This is a genomic window from Allobosea sp. CER48 (assembly GCF_044752385.1).
Lineage (GTDB): Bacteria > Pseudomonadota > Alphaproteobacteria > Rhizobiales > Beijerinckiaceae > Allobosea.
In genome coordinates this window covers 1-2,692 of record NZ_JBIWYK010000419.1, presented here as the reverse complement: position 1 = coordinate 2,692, position 2,692 = coordinate 1, and the positions used below count along the sequence as shown (strand labels likewise).

General features: G+C 69.1%; 3 protein-coding genes. All 3 read right to left on the bottom strand.

The genetic code is table 11. The annotated features are described in order from the left end of the window. Positions 1-54: 54 nt before the first annotated feature. The 3 genes from rnhA to ispH all read right to left on the bottom strand — a co-directional run bounded on the left by rnhA (position 55) and on the right by ispH (position 2,628). Complete coding sequence (gene rnhA, locus ACIPIA_RS13775) at positions 55-501, bottom strand: ribonuclease HI (protein ID WP_400510366.1); 447 nt, start codon at positions 499-501, stop codon at positions 55-57. A gap of 106 nt (positions 502-607) precedes the next feature. Beyond that, positions 608-1,573 (bottom strand): homoserine kinase, encoded by a 966-nt coding sequence (locus ACIPIA_RS13770; RefSeq protein ID WP_400510364.1) that lies wholly within the window; start codon positions 1,571-1,573, stop codon positions 608-610. Positions 1,574-1,656: 83 nt separating this feature from the next. Beyond that, entirely contained in the window at positions 1,657-2,628 is a 972-nt protein-coding gene (gene ispH, locus ACIPIA_RS13765; RefSeq protein WP_400510363.1) for a 4-hydroxy-3-methylbut-2-enyl diphosphate reductase, read from the bottom strand. Positions 2,629-2,692 lie beyond the last annotated feature (64 nt).

Sequence of the window (2,692 nt, the reverse complement as noted above, 5' to 3'; positions counted from 1 at the left end):
GCGCCCGCGACCGCCTGCCCGGACTCCGGGCAGGCAAGCAACCCGCCCGCCGCGCTAGCGCGAGGCCTTGAACGGCGCCATGCCGGCGCGCGCCAGCGCGTCGGCGCGCTCGTTCATCTCGTCGCCGGCATGTCCCTTGACCCATTTCCACTCGATCTTGTGGCGGCCCAGCGCCGCCTCGAGCCGCTGCCAGAGCTCGGCGTTCTTGACGGGCTTGCGGTCGGCCGTCTTCCAGCCGTTCTTCTTCCAGCCATGAATCCAGCCGGTGATGCCCTGGCGCAGATACTGGCTGTCGGTGTGAAGCGCGACCGTGACCGGCCGCTTCAGCGCCTCGAGCGCCGCGATCGCCGCCATCAGCTCCATGCGGTTGTTGGTCGTCTGCGGCTCGCCGCCGGAGAGCTCCTTCTCGACGCCGTTAAAAGTCAGGATGGCCCCCCAGCCGCCGGGGCCGGGATTGCCCGAGCAGGCGCCGTCCGTCCACACTTCGACAGTATCGCTCATGGCCGGCCCCGGCGATTTTCAGCTGCGCGAATGGGACAAGCCCCAAGCGCGCCGGAGCCCGGATTTCCCGAGCAGGCACCGTCCGTCCAGACTTCGACAGTATCGCTCACCGCTTCAGCCCATATTCGCGAGCGTCGGCGACGCGCTGGTGGAAGGCGAGCTTGCGGTCGTATTCGAGCGGGTCATGCGGCTTGACCAGCGCACCCGGCGGCACGTTGAGCCAATCGACCAGTCGGGTCAGCAGGAAGCGCAGGGCCGAACCGCGGCAGAGCTGCGGCAGCGCCTCGATCTCCGCCGCATTCAACGGGCGGACTGACTCGTAGCCGGCGAGCAGCGCCTGGCCCTTGGTCAGGTTGAACGAGCCGTCGGCCTCGAAGCACCAGGAGTTCAGGCAGATCGCCAGGTCGTAGGCATACGCGTCGGTGCAGGCGAAGTAGAAGTCGATCAGCCCCGACAGGCGGCTGCCGATGAAGAAGACGTTGTTGGGGAAAAGATCGGCATGGATCACGCCGCGCGGCAGGTCCTTGGGCCAGTTCGCCTCATGCACGGCGATCTCGGCCGCGATCCGGCGGGCGAGGCCGGGCGAGACCTTGTCCGCATCGGGGCCGGCCTGGTGCGCGAGCGGGCGCCAGCCCGGCACGGAGAGCGCATTCACCCGCTCCATCGTGAAATCGGCGCCGGCCTCGTGCATCAGCGCAAGGCCGCGGCCGAGTTCCTGGCAGTGGCCGGCCGTGGGGCGGCGCACCGAAAGCCCGTCGAGGAAGGTGACGATCGCCGCGGGGCGCCCGGCGAGGCGGCCGAGCATCTCGCCGCGCGAATCCTGCACCGGCTGGGGGCAGATCAGCCCGCGCGAGGCGAGATGCTGCATCAGGCCGAGGAAGAACGGCAGGTCGTCCGGGTTCACCCGCTTCTCGTAGAGGGTGAGGATGTAGGTGCCCTGCGTGGTGTGCAGCAGGTAGTTCGAGTTCTCGACGCCTTCGGCGATGCCCTTGGCGGAAAGCAGGTCGCCGATGCCATAGCGCGCCACGAAGGCGGCCATCTCGTCATCGGGCACTTCGGTGTAGACGGCCAAGATCAGGCTCTCTTGCTCATTGGCTCGGCGCATTCCCGACACGCGCGCCGGGATCGGCGCGCTCGGAAAGGCCTCTGCCGGGGTTACTCGGCCGCGGTCGGCGTTGCCTCGCCGCGCAGCTCGCGCGGCAGCGGGAAGAAGACATTCTCGTCGGCCGTCGAGACGGTTTCGACGCGGACCTCGTAGCGCGCGGCGAAGGCGTCGATGATCTCCTCGACCAGCACCTCCGGGGCGCTCGCGCCGGCTGTGATACCGAGGCTGCTGATGTTGCCGAAGACCGACCAGTCGATCTCGTCGGTGCGCAGGACGAGCCGCGCGACCGGGCAGCCGGCGCGCTCGGCGACTTCGCGCAGGCGCTGCGAGTTCGAGGAATTGGGCGAACCGACGACGATCAGCCCGTCGACCTGCGGCGCGACGCGCTTCACCGCCTCCTGGCGGTTGGTCGTGGCGTAGCAGATGTCTTCCTTGTGCGGCGCGATCAGGTCCGGGAAGCGGGCCTGCAGCGCCTCGACGATGCCGCGGGTGTCGTCGACCGAGAGCGTGGTCTGCGTGACATAGGCGAGCGGCTGGCCGACGGGCGCGGTCAGCGCGGCGACATCCTCCAGCGTCTCGATCAGCGTGATCGCGCCCTCGGGCAGCTGGCCCATGGTTCCGATGACCTCGGGATGGCCGGCATGGCCGACGAGCAGGATGTGGCGGCCGCGCTTGTGGTGGACCTCGGCCTCGCGATGCACCTTCGTCACCAGCGGGCAGGTGGCGTCGATGGCGAAGAGGTTGCGCGCCTTCGCCGCCGCCGGCACCGCCTTGGCGACGCCATGGGCCGAGAAGATGACCGGCCGGGTCTCGTCCGGCACCTCGTCGAGCTCGGCGACGAAGACCGCGCCCTTCCGCTTCAGGGATTCGACGACGTATTTGTTGTGGACGATCTCGTGCCGGACATAGACCGGCGCGCCATGCAGGGCCAGCGCCTTCTCGACCGCGTCGATGGCGCGCACGACCCCGGCGCAGAAGCCGCGCGGGGCGCAGAGCAGGATGTCGAGCGGCGGCTTGGTCACGCGCGGGAAACTCTCCGATCAGTCCGCGTCTTCTTTCGGCGTGACGACGGCGATGTCAAGGAAA

What these genes read in the sequence shown, in the direction of transcription:
- rnhA (WP_400510366.1), bottom strand. Translation starts at nt 501, where the DNA reads ATGAGCGATACTGTCGAAGTGTGGACGGACGGCGCCTGCTCGGGCAAT.